This window comes from Streptomyces sp. NPDC053493, from assembly GCF_044544825.1.
In the GTDB taxonomy this organism is placed as follows: Bacteria; Actinomycetota; Actinomycetes; order Streptomycetales; family Streptomycetaceae; genus Streptomyces.
Genome location: NZ_JBITXS010000001.1, coordinates 927,024 through 945,521, shown reverse-complemented (window position 1 = coordinate 945,521; position 18,498 = coordinate 927,024). Strand labels below are relative to the sequence as shown.

The window sequence follows — 18,498 nt, the reverse complement described above, 5'->3', positions numbered from 1 at the left end:
GGGGCCCACTCGCGTACGCGCGCCGCTGACCGGACGCCTGGCGGCCCTACCGGACCGTCGGGACCAGCCGCTCCGGGCCCGGGTGGGGCGCGGTGCGCAGCCGGTCGTGGAGTTCCTTGTCCTCGGCGTCCAGCTTCTGCGGGCCGCCGCGGACCGGGACGCCCTCGACGACGGCGCCGGGCGCGTTGACCGGGATGTAGCGGGTCGGCGCAGTCACCACGGTGAAGGCCGTGAGCCCGATCAGCACCGCCGTCACGCCGAACACCGCCCGCGTCAGCAGCCGGATCCGCCGCTCGCTGCCGCTGCGCACGCTGCGCGCCGGAGGCAGCGTGGCCGTCGGCGCCTCGGCGACCAGGCAGCTCAGCCGCTCGTGGAGCACCTCGGGATCGGCGAGTTCGGGCACCCGCTGCCCGATGACGGTCCGGGCGTGCAGCAGCCGGTTCCCGGCGGCGGGCGTGCTCGCCTCCGTCTCGGCGGCCGTCTCCGGCAGGTCGAGGCCGAGACCGTCGTAGAGCAGAACGGTACGGCGGTACGGCGGCGGGAGCTCCAGGAGCGCCGCGAGCAGGGCCCGCCGGGACGCCTCGGTCGGCGGCGAGTCGGGATGCCGGTGGCGGCGCCGGAAGCGGTGCCAGGGCGAGAGCGCGTACTCGTACGCCGCCGCGCGCACCCAGCCGACCGGGTCGCGGTCGACGGCGACCTCGGGCCAGTGCTGCCAGGCGTGGTGGAAGGCGTACTCGACGGACTCGCGGGAGAGCCGGCGGCGCCCGGTGAGCAGATACGTCTGATGGACGAGCCCGGGCGCGACGTACGCGTACAGCGCGTCGAACGCCTGCTCGGGCGTGAGTCCGTACGGCCGGTCGCCGCCGTCCGGCTCCGGCTCGGGCGCCGGGGCCTCGGCCGCGCCCGGACCGCCCACCGCGACCGCGGGCCGGACCGGTTGCGCGCCGTGCGGCGGGTGCGCGTCGGCGCCGGCCGCGGAGCCGGCGCTCGCCGCCTCGCCCGGCGCCCCCGTCGCGTCTCCGGCGCCGGCCGTGGCGCGGATCTCGCCTCCGGCCGGGCCCCGCGCTCCGGTCTCCGCCCTCGCCGTCGCGTCGGACGGTGTGGCGGCCCGTTCCCGCGCCCCGCCCGGCCTCCGGGCCGTGGCCGTGGCCGTGCGGCGTGCGCCGGGAGCCGGGCCGTCGGCGGTGTCCGCGACCGGGCCGCCGGCGGTGGCCGCGACCGGTTTCAGGCGCTCTTCGGGGACCTGGGGCGGCTTCGGCGACTTCGGCGGGCGAGCGGCGCCCTTCGCGGCCGGGCGCGGGCGGGTGGCGGCCGGTGCGGGGCGGGCGGGCTTCTCCGCGCGGGACGACGTGGGCTCCTCGTAGCAGCCGAGCAGCTTCGCGTACGCCTCGCGCTTGCGCCCTCTGGGCGAACTGCGGCCGGTCTCCCAGGCGCGGACGGTGGCCCGGGTGACGCCCAGCGCCTCCGCGACCTGGTCCTCGCTCAGCGAGAGGGCCTCACGCAGCCTGCGCCGCTCCTTCGGCGACGGGAGCGAGACGGACGGACTCGTCGGACTCATCGGCGTCGACCTCCCGCGGCGCAGCACTGGGCGGAAAAGTACATAAACGTATATTGAGCGACACAACGGTCATTCGCCTGTTACGAGGGCAAACCGCGTGTCGCTGGCAGCATGGCCCCGTGACGCACGTGACCGAGCAGCAACGCCCTCCGGCGGCGCCCGAAGCGCCGGTCCAGGGCCGCTCCTCCGCCGCCCTGGCCACCGCCTTCGTGCGCGGCGGCGTGGCGGCCGGGCTCGGTCTCGGCATGCTCGCCGTCCTCGTCACCGCCGCCTGGATCGCCTCGCCCTTCCCCGACGGCGGTCCCGGCGCCGCCCTGCACACCGCCGCCGGGCTCTGGCTGCTCGCCCACGGCGGGGACCTCGTCCGCACCGACACCGTCTCCGGCCTGCCCGCCCCGCTCGGCGTCACCCCGCTGCTGCTCACCGCCCTGCCGCTCTGGCTCGCGCACCGGGCGGCCCGCGACACCCTCGACCCGGACGACCGTCGCGCAGCGCCGCCGGCGGCCGGCGCGGTGGCCGCCGTCGCCGGCGGATACCTGCTGGTCGCGGCCGTGGTCGTGGTCTACACGGAGGCCGGGCCGCTGCCGGCCGAACTGCTCTCCACCGGCGCCTGGACGACGGTCACCGTCCTCGCCGCGGCGGGCGCGGGCGCCTGGACGGCGCAGGGCCGTCCGCTGCCGGACCGGGAGGAGAGCGCGACCGCGCTGCGCGCCGCCGGGCTCGCGCTGACCGTGCTGCTGGGCGGCGGCGCGCTCGCCGCGGGCGCGTCGCTGCTCTGGCACGTGGGTGACGCACAGGCGTCCTTCGACGGCATGGCGGGGGAGTGGTCGGGCCGGGCGGCCGTCACGCTGCTCGTCGTCGCGCTGCTGCCGAACGCCGTCGTCTGGGGCGTGGCGTACGGGCTCGGCCCCGGCTTCGCGCTCGGTACGGGCGCCCTGGTCACGCCGCTCGGCTTCACCGGCACTCCCGCCGTGCCCGACTTCCCGCTGCTGGCCGCGCTGCCGGGCGAGGGGCCCGGCCGCTGGCTGCACTGGGCGGCCGCCGCGGTCCCGGCCGTGGCCGCGCTCGTGCTCGGGCGGCGGGTCGGCCGGGCGGCGGTCCGTTCCTGGACGGTGCGGGAGACGGTGCTCAGCGCGCTCTGGGCGTCGGGAGCGTGCGGGGCGGCGGTCGCGGTCCTCGCGGCGGTGGCCGGCGGCCCGCTCGGTTCGGGGCGGCTCGCGGACTTCGGGCCGGTGTGGTGGCAGACGGGCGGCGCGGCGGTGGCGTGGTCCGCGGCCCTCGGGCTGCCGGTCGCGCTGGCGGTACGGGCCTGGGGCCGGCGTGGCCTGCGGCGCGCGGCCGGGAGCGCGCAGGCGGGGCTCGTGGCCGCGCCGCCCGGGTCCGTGCCGGCGCCGTCCGCCTCTTCGTCGTCCGCGCCGGGCCAGGCGTCCCCGGCCCACGGCCCGGCCTCGGCGCCGGAGGCCCCGGCGCCCGGTGCCACGGCCGACACCGCCGGCGCCCTGGCCGTACTCGACGCGCTCGAAGCGCGTGACACCGCGCGCGACGCCGCGCGCGACGCCGCGCGTGACGGGAGTGGCGGGAGTGGCGGGAGTGGCGCCGCCCGGGACGGCCGCGGAGGTCCGGGCGCACTGGACGACGACGCGGGCGACGAGGCGTACGGCATCCTGCCCGCCGCCTGGGAGCCCGCCGCCTGGGAGCCCCCGGCCGAGCCCCGAGTGGACCCCCGCCCGGATCCGCGCCCCGAGCCCGCCCCGCCACCTCGCCCCGAGATCCCTCCGGAGATCCCTCCGGAGTCCCGTCCCGAACTGCCGCCCGCCGCCCAGGAGTCCTGAGCGCCCGACCGCTCCGGCCGGCTACTCCCGGACGCCGAAGGTGTCCTGGAGCGGCTTCGGCAGCAGGTCGTTGCAGGCCAGCTGGCTCTCCTTGGTCAGGGCGTCGGCCCGGCACTCGTAGAAGTCCCGGTAGACGAGGTGCATCGCGAAGCCGCTCGCGACGATCGCGAGCGCCACCGAGGCCGCGACCAGGCCGCTGAGCGCCGCCGTCCGCTTCGAGCGGGCCGCGCCCGCGGCCGCCACCGCCTGCGCCGCCGACTGCGGCTCCTCCGGGGCCTTCGGACCGGCGCGCAGGGCGCTGATCGCCCAGTACAAGCCGAGCGCGCCGAGCAGCAGCGCCAGCTGCGGGATGTCGAAGATCGCGAAGAAGAAGGCCCACATGCCCGACAGCACCGCGTAGCGGGCCCGCCGCTGCGCCGGATCGGTCGGGTCCCAGCGCAGGCCCGGGCCCTGGCCGCCTTCGGGCCCGCCCTGTCCGCCGCCCTGACCGCCTCCCTGGCCGCCGCCGGGGCCGCCCGAGGGCTGGTCGGGCCGGCGGCCGAAGCCGTCGGAGGAACGTCCGGGCTGACTGCTGCTCCAGCCCGGGCCGGACGCCGAACCGTCCTCGTGGCCCTCTGGCCGCCGCGGCTGCCACGGCTGGTCCGGCTGCCCCTCGGGCGGCGGTGCGAACGGGTTGCTGTCGTTCGTGGACTGGCGATCCGGCATGTGCTGGACGTCTTCCCTCTGTCTGGTGTGCCCGGGTGTGATGTGGCGCGCGGCCCTGGTGTGGCGTGCCTCCGGACCCTGACGCTACCGCCCGGTCACGCCCCCGTCCCGTGGGGGCCGTCCGGAGTGCCGGTATCGTTGCTGACGGTCGAGCCCTTCGTAGGGTTCCCCGTATCGAGGGACGCGATTCGTTCGTACGACCGCACAAACACCACGGAAAGAGTGACCCCAGTGGCTGCCGCCCGCCTCGTCGTCCTGGTCTCCGGGTCCGGCACGAACCTCCAGGCGCTGCTCGACGCGATCGCCGCCGACCCCGAGGGCCCGGAAGGATACGGCGCCGAGATCGTCGCCGTCGGTGCCGACCGCGACGGCATCGCCGGCCTGGAGCGGGCCGAGCGCGCCGGACTTCCCACCTTCGTCTGCCGCGTCAAGGACCACGCGACCCGCGAGCTGTGGGACCGCGCCCTGACCGAGGCCACCGCCGCGTACGAGCCCGACCTCGTCGTCTCGGCCGGCTTCATGAAGATCGTCGGCAAGGAGTTCCTCGCCCGCTTCGGCGGCCGGGTCGTCAACACCCACCCGGCGCTGCTGCCCAGTTTTCCCGGTGCCCACGGCGTGCGCGACGCGCTCGCCTACGGGGCGAAGGTCACCGGATGCACCGTCCACTTCGTCGACGACGGTGTCGACACCGGCCCGATCATCGCCCAGGGCGTGGTCGAGGTGCGGGACGAGGACGATGAAGCCGCGCTCCACGAGCGCATCAAGGAAGTCGAGCGCTCGCTGCTCGTCGAGGTCGTGGGGCGCCTCGCCCGCAACGGCTACCGCATTGAGGGACGAAAGGTTCATGTCGGTGAACACGGACACCGTTAAGCCCATCCGCCGCGCGCTCGTCAGCGTCTACGACAAGACGGGGCTCGAAGAGCTGGCGCGCGGTCTGCACGAGGCCGGGGTCGAGCTGGTCTCCACCGGCTCCACCGCCTCGAAGATCGCCGCCGCCGGCGTCCCGGTCACCAAGGTCGAGGAGCTCACCGGCTTCCCCGAGTGCCTCGACGGCCGCGTCAAGACCCTCCACCCGCGCGTGCACGCCGGCATCCTCGCCGACCTGCGCCTGGAGTCGCACCGCGCGCAGCTCGCCGAGCTCGGTGTCGAACCCTTCGACCTGGTCGTCGTGAACCTCTACCCGTTCCGCGAGACCGTCGCCTCCGGCGCCACGCCCGACGAGTGCGTCGAGCAGATCGACATCGGCGGCCCGTCCATGGTCCGCGCCGCCGCCAAGAACCACCCGTCCGTGGCCATCGTCACCAGCCCCGAGCGGTACGCCGACGTGCTCGCCGCGGTCAAGGCCGGCGGCTTCGACCTCGCCACCCGCAAGCGGCTCGCCGGCGAGGCCTTCCAGCACACCGCCGCCTACGACGTGGCCGTCGCCGCCTGGTTCGCCGACGACTACGCGGCGGCGGACGACAGCGGCTTCCCCGACTTCCTCGGCGCCACCTACGCGCGCAAGAACGTGCTGCGCTACGGCGAGAACCCGCACCAGGGCGCCGCGCTCTACGTCGACGGCACGGGCGGCCTCGCCGAGGCCGAGCAGCTGCACGGCAAGGAGATGTCCTACAACAACTTCACGGACACCGACGCCGCCCGCCGGGCCGCCTACGACCACGCCGAGCCCTGCGTCGCGATCATCAAGCACGCCAACCCGTGCGGCATCGCGGTCGGCGCGGACGTCGCCGAGGCCCACCGCAAGGCGCACGCCTGCGACCCGCTGTCCGCGTTCGGCGGCGTCATCGCCGTCAACCGCCCGGTGTCGGTCGCGATGGCCGAGCAGGTCGCCGAGATCTTCACCGAGGTCATCGTCGCGCCCGGCTACGAGGACGGCGCCGTCGAGATCCTCGCCAAGAAGAAGAACATCCGCGTGCTGCGCGCCGAGGGCGCCCCGGCCAACCCGGTCGAGGTCAAGCCCATCGACGGCGGCGCCCTCCTGCAGGTCACCGACCGCCTCCAGGCCGACGGCGACGACCCGGCGAACTGGACCCTCGCGACCGGTGAGGCCCTGTCGGAGGCCGAGCTCGCCGAGCTCGCCTTCGCCTGGAAGGCCTGCCGCGCCGTCAAGTCCAACGCGATCCTGCTCGCCAAGGACGGCGCCTCGGTCGGCGTCGGCATGGGCCAGGTCAACCGCGTCGACTCCGCGAAGCTGGCCGTCGAGCGCGCGGGCGAGGAGCGGGCGCGCGGCTCGTACGCCGCCTCGGACGCGTTCTTCCCGTTCCCCGACGGCCTGGAGATCCTCACGGCGGCCGGCGTGAAGGCGGTCGTGCAGCCGGGCGGTTCGGTGCGCGACGAGCTGGTGGTCGAGGCCGCGCAGAAGGCGGGCGTGACGATGTACTTCACCGGGACGCGTCACTTCTTCCACTGACATCGGTCACGCCTTCCACTGACATCGCCTTCCACTGACGTCGGCACGTCTTCCACCGACGCCGGTCAGGAGGACGCAGGGCCCGCCGGTACGTGATGCGTACCGGCGGGCCCTCAGGCGAGAGGCACCCGAAGCGGTCCGCTCCACCCCGTCCGGCGGCGATTCCGCCGGTCGGGTGGACTCTGCTCTAATGGGTTGCTCTTTTGTCGGCGGCTGGTCCATGGGGGCACGGTGTTGGATGTGCACAACGGTTCCACGGCGGAGCCCTCCGCCCCCGAGGCCGGTCACGGGCCGCCCGGGGCGGCCGCCGCGGCGACCCCGGCCGGCCCGCCCGTCCTGCCGTACGCGCTCCTCGCGACCGTCCTCGGCGGGCTGTACTTCCTCTACTCGTGGGTGCAGTACGACCGCTTCCGCACCCCGTCCTGGGACCTCGGGATCTTCGAGCAGTCCGTGCGGGCCTACGCCGAGCTGCGCGCCCCGGTCGTCGACATCAAGGGACCCGGCTTCCTCATACTCGGGGACCATTTCAGCCCCGTGACGGCGCTCCTCGCGCCGCTCTACTGGGTGTGGTCCTCGCCGCTCGCGCTGCTCCTCGCGCAGGCCGCGCTCTTCGCCGCCTCCGCCGTCGTCGTCGGCCGCACCGCCCAGCAGGTGCTGGGCAGCCGCGCCACCGGGATCGCGCTCACCGTCGCGTACGGGCTGTCCTGGGGCCTGCAGGAGGCGGTCAAGTCCGACTTCCACGAGATCGCCTTCGCCGTCCCGCTGCTCGCCCTGACCTGCCGGGCGCTGCTCCTGGGCCGCTGGACCGCGGCCGTCGCCTGGTCCGTGCCGCTCGTCCTGGTCAAGGAGGACATGGGCCTGACCGTCGCCATGGTCGGCGCGGTGCTCTTCCTCAAGGGCCAGAAGCGGCTCGGCGCCGCCGTGGCCGCCTTCGGCACGGCGTTCTTCGCGCTCACCGTGCTCGTGCTCATCCCGGCCGCGAGCCGGGCCGGCCAGTACGACTACTGGGCCAAGATCGAGAAGTCCGGCAACGGCGCGGACGTCTCCTTCCTCGACTCCGTCCTCGGCGCCTTCCAGCACGGCGAGAAGTGGGAGATGGTCCTCTTCCTCCTCGGCGTCACGGGCTTCCTGTGCCTGCGCTCCCCGCTGACGCTGCTCGTGCTGCCGACGCTCGGCTGGCGCTTCCTGTCGCACGACCCGAACCACTGGGGCATGTTCTGGCACTACAGCGCCATCCTCATGCCGGTGGTCTTCCTCGCGCTGGTCGACGCCGTCCGCGCGGTGCGCACCTCGCCGCGGCCGTGGCTCGTGGCGTACGGGAAGGCCGCCGTCCCGGTCGTCACGGCGATCGCGGTCGTGCACGGCCTGGACATGCCGCTGCGCGAGCTGTTCCGGGCCGACACCTACCGCACCGACGCCCGCGTCCTGGACGCGCGGCGGGCGGTCGCCGCGGTGCCGGCGGGCAGCAGCGTGGAGACCAACGTGACGCTGATGGCGCACCTGACCGGGGACCACACGGTCTACTGGGTCGGCGGCGCGCAGGGCGTCAGCCCCGACTATCTGGCGCTCGACCTGAACTCCGGCTGGTCGCAGCCGGTCGCCGACCCGGTCGGGCTCGCCTCCCAGCTGCACCCGGAGGCGCGGTACGCGGTGGCCGAGCAGGCCGGGCAGTTCGTGGTGCTCAAGCGCCAGTGACCCGGCCGGCGCCGGACGGGCGGATGCGCGTACGCGAAGGGGCCCGGTTCCAGGACGGAACCGGGCCCCTTCGGCGAGTGATCAGTAGCGCGGGCGCTTGAACCAGGCGGCGCCGTCCGACTTCGCGACGAAGACCAGGATCAGGATGCCCAGGACCAGGTGGACCAGGCTCAGCGGGAACCACGGGTAGAGGCTGAACACGATGGTCAGCGAGGACAGCACGATGAGGCCGACGCGGGCACCGCTGCCGCCCTTGCCGCACTGCACGGCACCCCAGATCGCACCCGCCAGGAACAGCACGGCCACCACGATGAGCGCGTAGATGACGCCGCTGGAGAACTTCGTGATCGCGTCGAAGCCCTCCTGCCCCTTGAGCTCCGGGTCGTCCTTGATCTTCTCGACCGCGGCGACGCCGAGGAAGAGCAGCGCCAGGCCGACGACCTGGAGGCCCGCGATGACCCAGAGCATCACGCGCGCGGCCTTGATCGTGCCGGGCATCGTCAGCGGGACGCCGGGGCCGGCGCCGTAGCCGGAGACGGGCGGGGCGGCGGGGTAGCCGTAGCCCGCCTGACCCTGCGGCGGAACGCCCTGCGGGGCCTGCTGCGGGTAGCCGTAACCGGGCTGCTGGCCCTGCTGCTGGCCGTACGGGTTGTTCGGGTCGCCGAAGCTCATCGAGGAATTCCTCCGTTGATTCTGTGCGGGGACGACGCGGTCCGCGCGGAGGAGGTGTCACCACGTGTTTGACGACGTATGAGCGGTTTGGGCCCCCCGGCACTGCCCGCGGCACTGCGCAGATCATCGTGGTCAAAACGTCGACCGCTTGTCCAGTCGATAGGCGGCGCAGTTGTGCAAGTGCAATCTCCGGTTCCGAATTGGAAACGGGTGGGGTTCATCCGGGAGGATGGCCGCATGAGCGCCCAGATTCTCGATGGCAAGGCCACCGCAGCCGCGATCAAGTCCGATCTGACCGCCCGAGTGGCGGCCCTCAAGGAGCGGGGCGTGACGCCCGGTCTCGGCACCGTCCTGGTCGGCGACGACCCGGGCAGCCAGAAGTACGTCGCGGGCAAGCACCGCGACTGTGCCCAGGTCGGCATCGCCTCCATCCAGCGCGAACTGCCCGCCACCGCCACCCAGGAGGAGATCGAGGCGGTCGTACGGGAGCTCAACGAGGACCCGGCGTGCACCGGTTACATCGTGCAGCTGCCGCTGCCCAAGGGCATCGACGAGAACCGGATCCTGGAGCTGATGGACCCGGCCAAGGACGCCGACGGCCTGCACCCGATGAACCTCGGCCGGCTGGTCCTCAACGAGCCCGCGCCGCTGCCGTGCACGCCGTACGGCATCATCCAGCTGCTCCGCAAGCACGGTGTGGAGATCAAGGGCGCGGAGGTCGTGGTCGTCGGCCGCGGCGTCACCATCGGCCGCCCGATGCCGCTGCTGCTGACCCGCCGCTCGGAGAACGCCACGGTGACCCAGTGCCACACCGGCACCAAGGACCTGTCGGCGCACCTGCGGCGCGCGGACATCATCGTCGCGGCGGCCGGCGTGCCGCACCTGATCAAGCCGGAGGACGTCAAGCCGGGCGCGGCGGTGCTCGACGTCGGCGTCTCGCGCAACGGCGAGGGCAAGATCGTCGGCGACGTGGACCCGGGTGTCGCCGAGGTCGCCGGCTGGATCTCGCCGAACCCGGGCGGCGTCGGCCCGATGACCCGCGCCCAGCTCCTGGTCAACGTCGTCGAGGCCGCGGAACGCGCGGCCGGGGTCCGCTGACCGTGACCTCCTCCGACTCCTCGGAGGAGCCCGGCACGACGGACGGCACGGCTGACGGCACCGGCCCGGCGGTCGGCACGGACGGCACCGGCGCAGCCGGCGAAGCCGACCCGGACGGCACCGGCAGCACGGACGGTGCGGGCGCCACGGCCGGAGCCGAGGGCGGCCCCGGCCCCGGTCCCGCCGGTGCCACGGCCGGTCCCGCCGGGGCCGTCGACGGCGCCGTGCCCCGCCGGCATCCGCGGGCGGTCCTCACCACCACGACCGCGCGCCCCGAGGGCGGCGGCCGGGCGGCGCCGGGCGACGCGCCCGCGCCCGCGCGCCAGTGGCCGCTGCTCACCGTGCTCGGGATGACGTTCCTCGGGCTGCTGGTCGTCGGCACGGACCTGTTCGCCCAGGCGTTCCGGGTCGGCACGATCCTCGTCGGGGCCGCGCTGCTCACCGGCGCGGTACTGCGGCGGATGCTGCCGTCGGTCGGGATGCTGGCGGTGCGCTCGCGGTTCACCGACATGGTCACGTACGGCGTGATGGGCGGACTCATCGTGCTGCTCGCGCTCATGGTGCAGCCGGAGCCCTGGCTGCGGATCCCGTTCCTGGAGGACGTCCTCCACCTCACGGTCACCACGTAGCCGGCGGCGGGCACGCCCCGAGGCGGCCGGTACGGACAGGGCGCCCGTCCTCACCCCCGTGGGAGGGCGGGCGCCCTGCGTTCAAGGGTCATGTACGTGCCAACAGGGCTTCAAGACCCGGCGGTCCGTTGTGGCACGGAGGTGGCCGTCGTGGCACGCACGTGACGGAGGTGACCATTCCGCTACGTGACGGGCAGTGAGCCGTCCCACAAGGGGCCGGGGAGTGAGGGGGCGTCGGGTCGGATAGCCTGACCGCTGGATATCTCTTCACGTCGAGACACCGATCGATCAAGAGGGCTATCCAGCATCAGGGGCAGGGACCCCCACCGCCAGCTGTCTTACGGAGATCGCCATGACCCGCACTCCCGTGAATGTCACCGTCACCGGCGCGGCCGGCCAGATCGGTTACGCGCTGCTCTTCCGCATCGCCTCCGGCCACCTGCTCGGCGCGGACGTGCCGGTCAAGCTGCGCCTCCTCGAGATCCCGCAGGGCGTCAAGGCCGCCGAGGGCACCGCCATGGAGCTCGACGACTGCGCCTTCCCGCTGCTCAAGGGCATCGACATCTTCGACGACCCGAACAAGGGCTTCGAGGGCGCCAACGTCGCGCTGCTCGTCGGCGCCCGCCCCCGCACCAAGGGCATGGAGCGCGGCGACCTGCTGTCCGCCAACGGCGGCATCTTCAAGCCGCAGGGCAAGGCCATCAACGACCACGCCGCGGACGACATCAAGGTCCTCGTCGTCGGCAACCCGGCCAACACCAACGCCCTCATCGCACAGCAGTCCGCGCCGGACGTCCCGGCCGAGCGCTTCACCGCGATGACCCGCCTGGACCACAACCGCGCCCTGTCGCAGCTGGCCCAGAAGACCGGCGCCTCCGTCGAGGACATCAAGCGCCTCACCATCTGGGGCAACCACTCGGCCACCCAGTACCCCGACATCTTCCACGCGGAGATCGCCGGCAAGAACGCCGCCGAGGTCGTGGCCGACGAGGCCTGGCTCGCCGACACCTTCATCCCGACCGTCGCCAAGCGCGGCGCCGCGATCATCGAGGCCCGTGGCGCGTCCTCCGCCGCCTCCGCCGCGAACGCCGCCATCGACCACGTCCACACCTGGGTCAACGGCACCGCCGAGGGCGACTGGACCTCCATGGGCATCCCGTCGGACGGCTCCTACGGCGTCCCGGAGGGCCTCATCTCCTCCTTCCCCGTCACCTGCAAGGACGGCAAGTACGAGATCGTCCAGGGCCTGGAGATCAACGAGTTCTCCCGCACCCGCATCGACGCCTCGGTCGCCGAGCTGGCGGAGGAGCGCGACGCGGTGCGCGAGCTCGGCCTCATCTGAGTCCGTAGCCCGGCAGCCGCCCGGCTCCCCGGTTCCCGGGCCTGACAGGGCCTCATGTCGTCCCCGGTCGCTCACGCGGCCGGGGACGACATGTTCTGCCGGGCGGGGCCGTGGCCGTCACGACGCCAGCAGCTCGCGGCCCAGCTCCTCGACGCCCTTCAGGGTGCGCCCCAGCAGCCCCGGGCCGAAGGTGACGCGGGTCGCGCCCAGCCGGCCGAGCTCGGCGAAGGAGGGATCGCCGGGCCGGGCGAGGAAGTTGAGCGGGCCCTCGACGCCGGCGGCGCGCAGCCGCGGCAGGTCCTCGGCCGGCGCGAGGATCGGATAGACGCAGTCCGCGCCCGCCGCCGTGTAGTGCCGGGCGCGCTCGGCGGCCTCCTCGGCCGTCCCCTTGTGGAGGTACGTGTCGACGCGCGCGTTGACGAAGAGCGCGGGCCCGGCCGCCTCCCGTACCGCCGCCAGCCGCTCGGCCTGCTCGCGCGGGTCGCGCAGGCGGCGCGTCCCGCGTTCGGTGTCCTCCAGGTTCAGGCCGACCGCCCCGGTCTCCAGGACCCGTGCGACCAGTTCGCCCGCCGGCAGGCCGTAGCCGTCCTCCAGATCGGCGGTCACCGGCACGGAGACGGACCGGACGATCCGGGCCACGGCCGCGAACATCTCCTCGGGCGGCGTCTGCCCGTCCTCGTGGCCGAGAGCCGCCGCGATGCCCGCGCTCGGCGTGGCCAGGGCCGGGAACCCGGCCTTCTCGAAGGCCCGCGCGGAGGCCGCGTCCCACGGCCCCGGCAGGACGAGCGGGCGGCCGTCGGGCCGCGCCAGGTGGAGGCGCCGCAGCTCCTCGACGCCCGGGCGGCCGCCGCCGGGAGCGCTCTCGGCGCTCATCGCTTGTGCATCCCGGGCGTGTAGTGGCCCGGCGTGAAGCGGCAGGTCACGCCGATCCGGTTCCACGCGTTGATGACCGTGATCGCGCCGATGACGTGCGCCAGCTCCGCCTCCTCGAAGTGCGCGGCGGCCTCGGCGTACACCTCGTCGGGCACGAAGCCGTCGGTGAGGACGGTGACCGCCTCGGTCAGCGCGAGGGCCGCGAGCTCACGCTCGGTGTAGAAGTGCCGCGACTCGCGCCAGGCCGACAGCTGGACGATCCGCTGCACGGTCTCGCCCGCGGCCATCGCGTCCTGGGTGTGCATGTCCAGGCAGAAGGCACAGTTGTTGATCTGCGAGGCGCGGATCTTGATCAGCTCGTAGAGGGTGGGATCGATGTGCTTCGACGCGGCGATCTCCAGGCCGATCATGGCCTTGTAGAAGTCGGGGTGCTGCTCGGCGAAGGCGAGCCGGGGCGCGTGCTCGGCCGCGTGGACGGTCTGCTCGGTGGTGAGAGTCATGTCGATCACCGTACGGTCCGGGTGGAGCCGGGCTATGGTCCATTTCCATGGCGAACGACTGGGCCACTTTCGGGGCCGACCTGCATTTGGAGCTGCGCGGGCAGGGACTGCGCAACGGCCTGATGAACGCCCTGCGGGAGGCCGTGCGCAGCGGACGGCTCGCGGCGGGCGTACGGCTGCCGTCCTCCCGCTCCCTCGCCGCCGACCTCGGCGTGGCCCGCAACACCGTCGCCGACGCCTACGCGGAGCTCGTCGCCGAAGGATGGCTCACCGCACGCCAGGGCTCGGGCACCCGGGTGGCCCGGCGCTCCGACCCGCGGCCGCCGGCGGCGCCGGGCCGCACCACCACCGCCACCGGCGCCGGCGCGCGGACCACCGCCGGCAGGCCCGCCCACAACCTGCGGCCCGGCACGCCCGACCTCGCCTCCTTCCCGCGCGCCGAATGGCTCAAGGCCGCCCGCAAGGCGCTCATGGCCGCGCCGCACGAGGCCTTCGGATACGGCGACCCGCGCGGCCGGATCGAACTGCGCACCGTCCTCGCCGAATACCTGGCGCGGGCGCGGGGCGTCTACGCGCGGCCCGAACGGATCGTCGTCTGCTCCGGCTTCGTACACGGCCTGGAACTCATGGGACAGGTGCTGCGGGCCCGCGGCGTGCGGGAGATGGCCGTCGAGTCGTACGGCCTCGACCTCCACTGGGACCTGATCGGACGCACCGGCATCCGGATGCCGGCCCTGCCCTTCGACGCGCGGGGCACGCGCACCGAGGAACTGCCCGCCCTGGGCGGGACCGGGGCCGTCCTGCTGACGGCCGCCCACCAGTTCCCGACCGGCGGCGCCCTCCAGCCCGACCGGCGGGCGGCGGCCGTCGACTGGGCGCGGGCGGCCGGCGGGCTGATCCTGGAGGACGACTACGACGGCGAGTTCCGCTACGACCGCCAGCCGGTCGGCGCGCTCCAGGGCCTCGACCCCGAACGGGTGGTCTACCTCGGCACGGCGAGCAAGTCCCTGGCGCCGGGCCTGCGGCTGGCGTGGATGGTGCTGCCGGAGGACCTCGTCGACGAGGTCCTCACGGCGAAGGGCGCCGTCGACTGGGTGTCGAGCGTCACCGACCAGCTCACCTTCGCCGAGTTCCTCGGCTCGGGCGCGTACGACCGGCACGTACGGGCGATGCGGCTGCGCTACCGGCGGCGGCGGGACCAGCTCGTGGCCGCCGTCGCCGCCCGCTCGCCCGGCACGCGGGTCAGCGGCATCGCAGCGGGCCTGCACGCGGTGCTCGAACTGCCCGAGGGCACGGAGGACTCGGTCGTGCGCGCCGCCGCCTACCAGGGCCTCGCCCTCCAGGGCATCAACCGCTTCCGCCATCCCACGGTCCCGCGCACCACCGACGCCCTCGTCGTCGGCTACGCCACGCCACCGGACAGCGCCTGGTCCAACGCGCTCTCCGCCCTCTGCCGGGTGCTGCCGTAGCGGAACTCCTATTCCTTCTTCGGGCACGCCGCCGCATCGGTGAGCTTCCCGACCGCGTCCTTCGTCTTCTGGTGCATGGAGTTCGGGTCGTAGTTCATGGCGACCGTCGCCTGGCGCTGCCCGTCGGCCGTCGCGTACGACTCCACGAGGTATCCGGGGAAGTTTCCGCTGTGGCCCCACCAGGTGCCGCAGGAGAACCGGCGGGGCACGATGCCGAGGCCGTAGGTCACGCCGCTCCTGCCCGTCACCGTCGTCGTCATCTCCTTCAGCAGGGCGGGCGTGAGCAGACGACCCGTCAGCAGGGCGCGGTAGAACGACGAGACGTTGCTGGAGGAGGCGATGATGCCGCCGCCGGCCCACGCGATGGAGGGACTGAAGCGCGTCACGTCGGCGGCGGGCGGCTTCCCGAGCACGAAGTAGCCGTGGGCGTGGGGCCCGTCGATGTCGGGCCCGGTGGGCAGGTAGGTGGCGTCCAGGTCGAGCGGGTCGAAGATGCGCCGGTCGAACTGCGTGGCCAGCGAGGTGCCGGCCACCTTCTCGATGATCAGGCCGGCCACCGTGTAGTTCGTGTTCGAGTAGGAGACGTCCGTGCCGGGCTGGAACTTGCGCGGCAGCGAGGTCCCCAGTTCCACGAGCTGCCGCGGCGTCGTGACATGCGTGACGTTGCCGGCGAGATACGGCGCCAGGTAGCGCGGGTTCTCCTCGTAGTTGGGGATACCGCTCGAATGGTTCAGCAACTGGCGGACCGTGATCCGGCCGCCCTCGGGGACCAGACCGGGCAGCCATCGCTCCACCGTGTCGTCGAGCGTCATCTTCCGTTCGCCGACGAGCTGGAGAACGACGACCGCCACATAGGACTTCGCCAGGCTGCCGATCCTGAACCGGTCGTCCACCTTCATCGGGGCCCGGGACGCGACATCGCCCACTCCCCAGGCGTTGGCGGCCTGCTCGCCCTGGTCGGCGGTCACCACCACCGCCCCGGGCACCCCGGCGGCCAGCACCGTGTCGACGTCCTGCTGCAGTTCCTTCCGCCGCGACTCCGCCGGCGATTCTCCCTCCACACCGCAGGCGGCGGCGGACAGGACCACGGCGAGCAAAAGGGCGAGGAGTCTGAGCGGAGCCTTCACGCGCCCTACGATGCCCATCCGCGGGTCCCGCGTCGCCGAGGCACGCCTGGGGACCACTCCTCAGGAGGTGTCACTCGGCGGCCTGGGCCGGTTCCGGCGCGGGTGCCTCGCCGAAGCGGGCCAGGGTCAGCGAGCCCGCCACCGCGATCGCGAAGCCGAGCAGCGCGAGCCAGGCCAGGCCCTCGCGGGTGCGGTCGCCGAGCCAGACGACGCCGACGATCGCGGGGCCGATGGTCTCGCCCAGGACGAGCCCGGCGGTGGCGGTGGTGACGGAGCCGCGGTGCAGGGCGGAGGTGTAGAGCAGGAAGGCCGCGCCGCCGCCCACCAGGAGCGCGTACAGCGCCGGATCGGCCAGATCCACGGAGTCGATCAGGCGGACCGCGACCTCGACCACGCCGAAGCCGAACCCGCCCGCGAGCCCGAGCGTCAGCGCCCGTGGCCGCTCCGGCAGGTGGCCCGCGGCCGCGCCGACGAGCAGCACCGCGAAGGCCGCCGCGAGCAGGCCCCACTCCAGCCCCGCCCCGCCGCCCTCGTGGCCCTCCCTGCCGGACGCGAGCGCCAGCATCGCGAGCCCCAGGCACACCACCGCGACCGCGGCCCACTCGACACGGCGCAGCCGCACCTTCAGCATCCGGGAGGCGATCACCGCCGTGACCGCGAGGCTCGCCGCGAGCGACGCGCCGACCGCGTAGATCGGCAGGGTGCGCAGCGCGACGATCTGCAGCACGAAGCCGAGCCCGTCCAGGCCGAGCCCGGCCACGTACCGCCACTGGCGCAGCGCCCGCCACATCAGCGTGACGTCGACGCCGCCGCCCGAGCCGGGCTCGGCGGCCCGGGCGCCGAGCGCCTGGAAGACTGAGGCGGCCCCGAAACAGAACGCCGAACCGAGTGCGCACACCATCCCAAGAAGCACGAAAGGGACTCTAGTGCGACGGGGATCGGACGGGCGTTCACGCCGGGCCTACACTGTGCGATCGCAACCAGGCGCGGGCCGCCGTCTGGCGGACAGGGGAGGACGGACATGCGACGCAGGCTGAGGTCGGGCACGGTGGTACTCGGCGGGGTGGGCGTGCTCGCGGTGACCCTGACGGCCTGCTCGTCGGAGCCGGACCGCCGCTGCATCGACCCGACGACGTACAAGGAACTCGCGGACTACTACTGCGAGGACGGCGGCAGCGGCAGCAGCTCCTCCTCGTCGAGCACCGGCCGCTACTACTACGGCGGCTCGTCGCGTGGCGGCGTGGTCAGCGGCGGAAGCTTCGACAGGTCCGCGGTCGACAGCGGCGGCTTCGGCGGCCACCACTCCTCCTCGGGCGGCTGAGCCGACCGTGCGCCGCCACACCATCGAGCCCCGCCCCGGCTGGCAGCAGACGGTCGAGGAGCAGGGCCTGATCTATCCGCTGACCCGCTATCCCGACGACTCGCTGCGGCCCTACTGGGACGAGAGCGCCTACTACTCCTTCACCCTGCCCGAGGTCGAGGCCCTGGAGGAGGTCGTCGAGGAGCTGCACGCCATGTGCCTGGAGGCGGCGGCGCACATCGTCGAGAAGGATCGTTTCGCCGATCTGGGCATCACCGACCCCCGGCTCGCCGCCCGGGTCGCCGAGTCCTGGCGGCGCCGGGCCGAACTGCCCACCATCTACGGCCGTTTCGACCTCCGCTACGACGGCACGGGCCCGGCCAAGATGCTGGAGTACAACGCCGACACGCCCACCTCGCTGGTGGAGGCGGCGAGCCCGCAGTGGTTCTGGATGGAGGAACGCTTCCCCGGCGCCGACCAGTGGAACTCGCTCCACGAACGCCTCGTCGACGCCTGGAAGCGGCAGGCCCGGCTGCTGCCGCCCGGCAGCCCGGTCCACTTCGTCCACTCCGACGGCGACGAGCTCGGCGAGGACCTGATGACCGTCGCCTACCTGCGCGAGACCGCCCAGCAGGCCGGCCTCGACACCGTGGCGCTGTCGGTCGAGCGGATCGGCTGGGACCGGATCTCCGGCCGCTTCGTGGACGACCGGCTCCGCTTCATCCGCGCCTGCTTCAAGCTCTACCCGTGGGAGTGGCTCACCACGGACCGCTTCGGACCGCACGTCCTCGACACCCTCGACAACGGCGGCGGGACCGGCACCACCTGCTGGATCGAGCCCGCCTGGAAGATGCTGCTCTCCAACAAGGCGCTCCTCGCGATCCTCTGGGAGCTCCACCCGGGCCACCCCAACCTGCTGCCCGCCTATCTCGACGGGCCCCGCGAACTCGCCGCCGCCGGCGGGCCCGGCTACGTCGCCAAGCCGCTCCTCGGCCGCGAGGGCGCGGGCGTCACCGTGCACGAGCCCGGCGCGGAGCCGGCCGTGCCGGGCGACGAGGCCGTCTGCTACCAGGAGTTCGCCCCGCTGCCCGACTTCGACGGCAACCGGGTGGTGCTCGGCGCGTGGACCGTCGGGGACGAGGCGGCCGGGCTCGGCATCCGCGAGTCGGCGGGCCTGATCACGGACGAGTACGCGCGCTTCATCCCGCACGTCATCCTCTGACGCACGCGGTCGCACCGGGACCGCGGACCGGGACCACCGACCGGGACCGCGGGCCGGACCCGCACC

17 protein-coding genes are annotated in these 18,498 nt (G+C 73.9%); 10 read left to right on the top strand and 7 right to left on the bottom strand.

What is annotated here, in order from left to right:
* Positions 1–46: 46 nt before the first annotated feature.
* Positions 47–1,558: a sigma factor-like helix-turn-helix DNA-binding protein gene (locus ACIGO8_RS04255; RefSeq protein ID WP_399723531.1), complete on the bottom strand. Its 1,512-nt coding sequence runs from the start codon at positions 1,556–1,558 to the stop codon at positions 47–49.
* A 119-nt stretch (positions 1,559–1,677) separates the two neighbouring features.
* On the opposite strand from ACIGO8_RS04255, the gene ACIGO8_RS04250 reads away from it, so the two are divergent.
* Positions 1,678–3,390 carry a DUF6350 family protein gene (locus tag ACIGO8_RS04250; RefSeq protein WP_399723529.1) on the top strand — a complete coding sequence of 571 codons (1,713 nt, stop codon included), beginning with the start codon at positions 1,678–1,680 and terminating at the stop codon, positions 3,388–3,390.
* Between the two features lie 21 nt (positions 3,391–3,411).
* Here the strand turns inward: ACIGO8_RS04250 and ACIGO8_RS04245 are convergent, their stop codons facing one another.
* Positions 3,412–4,095 carry a hypothetical protein gene (locus tag ACIGO8_RS04245; RefSeq protein WP_399723528.1) on the bottom strand — a complete coding sequence of 228 codons (684 nt, stop codon included), beginning with the start codon at positions 4,093–4,095 and terminating at the stop codon, positions 3,412–3,414.
* A gap of 231 nt (positions 4,096–4,326) precedes the next feature.
* On the opposite strand from ACIGO8_RS04245, the gene purN reads away from it, so the two are divergent.
* The 3 genes from purN to ACIGO8_RS04230 all read left to right on the top strand — a co-directional run bounded on the left by purN (position 4,327) and on the right by ACIGO8_RS04230 (position 8,200).
* Positions 4,327–4,965 carry a phosphoribosylglycinamide formyltransferase gene (purN, locus tag ACIGO8_RS04240; RefSeq protein ID WP_399723526.1) on the top strand — a complete coding sequence of 213 codons (639 nt, stop codon included), beginning with the start codon at positions 4,327–4,329 and terminating at the stop codon, positions 4,963–4,965.
* Positions 4,940–6,505, top strand: a complete 1,566-nt coding sequence (gene purH / locus ACIGO8_RS04235) for a bifunctional phosphoribosylaminoimidazolecarboxamide formyltransferase/IMP cyclohydrolase (protein WP_399723524.1) — start codon at positions 4,940–4,942, stop codon at positions 6,503–6,505. Before purN ends, purH begins: the two co-directional genes overlap by 26 nt.
* 231 nt (positions 6,506–6,736) lie before the next feature.
* On the top strand, positions 6,737–8,200 hold the full coding sequence (locus tag ACIGO8_RS04230) for a DUF2079 domain-containing protein (RefSeq protein ID WP_399723522.1): 1,464 nt from the start codon (positions 6,737–6,739) through the stop codon (positions 8,198–8,200).
* A gap of 81 nt (positions 8,201–8,281) precedes the next feature.
* Here ACIGO8_RS04230 and ACIGO8_RS04225 read toward each other — a convergent pair whose 3' ends face one another.
* On the bottom strand, positions 8,282–8,872 hold the full coding sequence (locus tag ACIGO8_RS04225; protein ID WP_399723520.1) for a hypothetical protein: 591 nt from the start codon (positions 8,870–8,872) through the stop codon (positions 8,282–8,284).
* Between the two features lie 237 nt (positions 8,873–9,109).
* Here ACIGO8_RS04225 and ACIGO8_RS04220 point away from each other — a divergent pair, with 237 nt between their 5' ends.
* The 3 genes from ACIGO8_RS04220 to ACIGO8_RS04210 all read left to right on the top strand — a co-directional run bounded on the left by ACIGO8_RS04220 (position 9,110) and on the right by ACIGO8_RS04210 (position 11,941).
* A complete protein-coding gene (locus ACIGO8_RS04220; protein ID WP_399723518.1) occupies positions 9,110–9,970 on the top strand; it encodes a bifunctional methylenetetrahydrofolate dehydrogenase/methenyltetrahydrofolate cyclohydrolase in 861 nt (286 codons plus the stop codon).
* A 2-nt stretch (positions 9,971–9,972) separates the two neighbouring features.
* Positions 9,973–10,599, top strand: a complete 627-nt coding sequence (locus tag ACIGO8_RS04215) for a DUF3017 domain-containing protein (RefSeq protein ID WP_399723516.1) — start codon at positions 9,973–9,975, stop codon at positions 10,597–10,599.
* A gap of 352 nt (positions 10,600–10,951) precedes the next feature.
* Complete coding sequence (locus ACIGO8_RS04210; protein WP_399723514.1) at positions 10,952–11,941, top strand: malate dehydrogenase; 990 nt, start codon at positions 10,952–10,954, stop codon at positions 11,939–11,941.
* Positions 11,942–12,058: 117 nt separating this feature from the next.
* Here the strand turns inward: ACIGO8_RS04210 and ACIGO8_RS04205 are convergent, their stop codons facing one another.
* Together ACIGO8_RS04205 and ACIGO8_RS04200 are read right to left on the bottom strand one after the other, a co-directional pair.
* Positions 12,059–12,814, bottom strand: coding sequence for an isocitrate lyase/phosphoenolpyruvate mutase family protein (locus ACIGO8_RS04205; RefSeq protein ID WP_399723513.1), 756 nt, complete (start codon positions 12,812–12,814; stop codon positions 12,059–12,061).
* On the bottom strand, positions 12,811–13,314 hold the full coding sequence (locus ACIGO8_RS04200; RefSeq protein ID WP_399723511.1) for a carboxymuconolactone decarboxylase family protein: 504 nt from the start codon (positions 13,312–13,314) through the stop codon (positions 12,811–12,813). Before ACIGO8_RS04200 ends, ACIGO8_RS04205 begins: the two co-directional genes overlap by 4 nt.
* Positions 13,315–13,361: 47 nt before the next feature.
* Between ACIGO8_RS04200 and ACIGO8_RS04195 the strand changes: the two genes are divergently transcribed.
* Positions 13,362–14,783 carry a PLP-dependent aminotransferase family protein gene (locus ACIGO8_RS04195; protein ID WP_399723509.1) on the top strand — a complete coding sequence of 474 codons (1,422 nt, stop codon included), beginning with the start codon at positions 13,362–13,364 and terminating at the stop codon, positions 14,781–14,783.
* Positions 14,784–14,791: 8 nt separating this feature from the next.
* On the opposite strand, the gene ACIGO8_RS04190 is transcribed toward ACIGO8_RS04195, so the two are convergent.
* A complete protein-coding gene (locus ACIGO8_RS04190; protein WP_399723507.1) occupies positions 14,792–15,910 on the bottom strand; it encodes a serine hydrolase domain-containing protein in 1,119 nt (372 codons plus the stop codon).
* 70 nt (positions 15,911–15,980) lie between these two features.
* Complete coding sequence (locus ACIGO8_RS04185; RefSeq protein WP_399724327.1) at positions 15,981–16,811, bottom strand: hypothetical protein; 831 nt, start codon at positions 16,809–16,811, stop codon at positions 15,981–15,983.
* Between the two features lie 120 nt (positions 16,812–16,931).
* Between ACIGO8_RS04185 and ACIGO8_RS04180 the strand changes: the two genes are divergently transcribed.
* The gene (locus tag ACIGO8_RS04180) at positions 16,932–17,231 is read left to right on the top strand and encodes a hypothetical protein (protein WP_399723505.1); all 300 of its coding nucleotides are present in this window, start codon (positions 16,932–16,934) and stop codon (positions 17,229–17,231) included.
* A 7-nt stretch (positions 17,232–17,238) separates the two neighbouring features.
* Positions 17,239–18,432 carry a glutathionylspermidine synthase family protein gene (locus tag ACIGO8_RS04175; RefSeq protein WP_399723503.1) on the top strand — a complete coding sequence of 398 codons (1,194 nt, stop codon included), beginning with the start codon at positions 17,239–17,241 and terminating at the stop codon, positions 18,430–18,432.
* Positions 18,433–18,498 lie beyond the last annotated feature (66 nt).

Coding starts and splice junctions, on each gene's coding strand:
- ACIGO8_RS04205 (WP_399723513.1), bottom strand. CDS start 12,814: ATGAGCGCCGAGAGCGCTCCCGGCGGCGGCCGCCCGGGCGTCGAGGAG.
- ACIGO8_RS04185 (WP_399724327.1), bottom strand. CDS start 16,811: ATGGTGTGCGCACTCGGTTCGGCGTTCTGTTTCGGGGCCGCCTCAGTC.
- ACIGO8_RS04180 (WP_399723505.1), top strand. CDS start 16,932: ATGCGACGCAGGCTGAGGTCGGGCACGGTGGTACTCGGCGGGGTGGGC.
- ACIGO8_RS04210 (WP_399723514.1), top strand. CDS start 10,952: ATGACCCGCACTCCCGTGAATGTCACCGTCACCGGCGCGGCCGGCCAG.
- ACIGO8_RS04245 (WP_399723528.1), bottom strand. CDS start 4,095: ATGCCGGATCGCCAGTCCACGAACGACAGCAACCCGTTCGCACCGCCG.
- purH (WP_399723524.1), top strand. CDS start 4,940: ATGTCGGTGAACACGGACACCGTTAAGCCCATCCGCCGCGCGCTCGTC.
- ACIGO8_RS04195 (WP_399723509.1), top strand. CDS start 13,362: ATGGCGAACGACTGGGCCACTTTCGGGGCCGACCTGCATTTGGAGCTG.
- ACIGO8_RS04225 (WP_399723520.1), bottom strand. CDS start 8,872: ATGAGCTTCGGCGACCCGAACAACCCGTACGGCCAGCAGCAGGGCCAG.
- ACIGO8_RS04220 (WP_399723518.1), top strand. CDS start 9,110: ATGAGCGCCCAGATTCTCGATGGCAAGGCCACCGCAGCCGCGATCAAG.
- ACIGO8_RS04255 (WP_399723531.1), bottom strand. CDS start 1,558: ATGAGTCCGACGAGTCCGTCCGTCTCGCTCCCGTCGCCGAAGGAGCGG.
- ACIGO8_RS04200 (WP_399723511.1), bottom strand. CDS start 13,314: ATGACTCTCACCACCGAGCAGACCGTCCACGCGGCCGAGCACGCGCCC.